4 protein-coding genes and 1 pseudogene are annotated in these 2,236 nt (G+C 47.5%); all 5 read left to right on the forward strand.

Translation table 11 applies throughout. The features are described 5' to 3' along the window. Window positions 1-152 precede the first annotated feature (152 nt). Window positions 153-233, forward strand: a pseudogene (locus ACTBDZ_RS17190) (IS1 family transposase); the annotation flags it as partial. Further along, on the forward strand, window positions 233-550 hold the full coding sequence (locus tag ACTBDZ_RS17195; RefSeq protein ID WP_438816192.1) for a hypothetical protein: 318 nt from the start codon (window positions 233-235) through the stop codon (window positions 548-550). The pseudogene ACTBDZ_RS17190 and the gene ACTBDZ_RS17195, both read left to right, overlap by 1 nt. Before the next feature lie 265 nt (window positions 551-815). Then, window positions 816-1,013: a hypothetical protein gene (locus ACTBDZ_RS17200; RefSeq protein ID WP_438816193.1), complete on the forward strand. Its 198-nt coding sequence runs from the start codon at window positions 816-818 to the stop codon at window positions 1,011-1,013. Window positions 1,014-1,040: 27 nt separating this feature from the next. Then, window positions 1,041-1,583, forward strand: a complete 543-nt coding sequence (locus ACTBDZ_RS17205) for a DUF1835 domain-containing protein (RefSeq protein WP_438816195.1) — start codon at window positions 1,041-1,043, stop codon at window positions 1,581-1,583. A gap of 75 nt (window positions 1,584-1,658) precedes the next feature. Next, on the forward strand, window positions 1,659-2,057 hold the full coding sequence (locus ACTBDZ_RS17210; RefSeq protein ID WP_438816194.1) for a hypothetical protein: 399 nt from the start codon (window positions 1,659-1,661) through the stop codon (window positions 2,055-2,057). Window positions 2,058-2,236: the final 179 nt, after the last annotated feature.

Here is a 2,236-nt window from a genome sequence, read left to right on the forward strand (position 1 = left end):
GTTCAGTATTGGTGACAGACCACCACAAGTATCCAACCTCAATTCTGTTCACAAGACCATCGTTGATGTTCTCGGCGAGCGATACCGTCGAATTTATTCTTAAAGTAGGTGCGGAATGACGGATGTAGCAATACACTCATTGAATACGTGACCAGACGTTGGGGTATTCAAAATCATCCGAAATGCACGATAGGATCATCGGCACTTACATCGAACGCGAGTATTACGTTTGATGCTGTATCAACTCATTGAATACAAGACCAAAACGTGCGACAGTCTCAACGGATTATTAAAAACGGTTGCCACGACGATAAATACGATCAAGGATAATATTGAGATCGGTGAAGATAACATCGAAAATTATGCTCAACTCAATCAATTAAAAGATGAGATTGATAAATTGACACAGTCGAGCGAGAGTAAAAACACCAGTATCGGTGAACGAATTGGAAAAGAAATTGATCGTGTTGCGCCTCGAGTTGAAAATGAGGTCAAACGTAGCGCGGACAAAATAGCCAAAGAAGCTAAGCGTTTTTTTAGAAAGTTTTAACATTCATGGGTTATGGAATTAATATCAGTGCTTTTGATATCACTCCGCGAACGGTAATTAACCCGGAGGTAGAAAAACTCCTTTATAATATTTCAGCGACATTAACCCAAGTGCGTATTGCAGCCCTTCCGCTCGCAGGATATAGTGATGGTCCGGCGTTATCTGCGCCGCCATCCGCGGAAAGGGCTGCGCCCAAGACAAGTAGGCAACCTCAAGGTTACGACTCCCCACCTGAATGCGGATAAGGTATTGGAAAGGAGTTCGTATGTCTGTACATCCGATAAGTAATGGTCGCATCAGTCTGGTTCAACAGCGCAAACGCGCAAAAGAACTGTTGCAACGCCTCAAAGCCGGCCTTGAGCCAGAAAAATTAGGGCTGCTTCATCACCTTAATCCAACGTCCGACGTAACCCTTGCCAGTGCACAGTGGTTAATTGCGCGTGATGTAGGGTTTGACAGTTAGCCGAAGCTCAAAGCGCATGTTGATGCCATCGCATCTGCCCGGCGTCATCCCCATTTCGCTGCTGATGATGAAAGCAAAACCCAGCACTGGCGTTGCGGCAATGATATTGAACACAGTCTGCGACTCGCGGGTTTTCACGGCACATTTCATAGCTATACAGACCCATTGTCTATGGGACCCGTTCAGGACATCCCCTTTGCCGACTACCGCTCGGCTCGCTGCACTTTTATCCAGCAGGCATTTCAGTTGGACGTTGATGATGTCACCCGTCGTTTTGATGAGGAACAGGCGCAGTGGCAACATTTATCTGATGCTGAACATGCAGTGCTGTGGTGCGAAGCTGACCCTTACGACCAGCTGTTTCTGGTCCGCACACTCTCAACACTCAAAAAACAACCACAAAAACTCGAGCTTATCGCCGTTGACAATATACCCGGCGTGAAGCGTTTTATTGGACTGGGGCAACTATCACCGGATGTATTGGCCTGGCTCTGGACGCAACGCAAGACGGTACCTGCCGATGCGCCAGCACTGGCGTACCAAGCCTGGACTGCCTGGTGCTCGCCCTAGCCGACAGCGCTCTTTACGCTTGCTCAGCGTGAACACGCCGCATTGCCTTATCTTTCGCGTTCCTTGCGCCGATTATTGCAAGAATTGCCAGGTATCAACGACGGTCTTTCTCTGACCGAACGTCTGTCATTACACTGTATTGCTCAATCGGGCCCCATCAATCTCAGAAATATATTCAGAGAACTGATCAGCCATCGTGATCCACTGCCTTATATGGGTGACATGATGTTCTATTCCGCTATCAGGCCATTGATAACAGGTGCAAACCCACTGTTACGTATCAATACGGCAGCAGATGCAGAAGCCCTGAATACAGTGGAATTAACGCCGCTCGGCCATGACATACTTCAAGGCAGCGCTTACTGGCTTGATTTTGCATCACAATCTCGCTGGGTAGGCGGGGCTTGCCTTACTCCCCGAAAAGCGCATTGGGCCGTGGACAATAATGGGCGTCCGGTTTGGCGGGATTCGTAGTATAGTTTTCAATACAAGCAGAGTAAATAATCATCGCGGTTGTCATCCCCGATGGGGCTTTGTTGAATAAATAGAAAGTTTGGGTAATCATCGGATCAGATCACCATAGTTGTTTCAAAATCAGGTCTCCATGGCAAAACAAAATTTTAAAATCACTAACTGGCCCTCCTATAACAAGG

It is taken from the genome of Symbiopectobacterium sp. (assembly GCF_051710365.1).
Lineage (GTDB): Bacteria > Pseudomonadota > Gammaproteobacteria > Enterobacterales > Enterobacteriaceae > Symbiopectobacterium.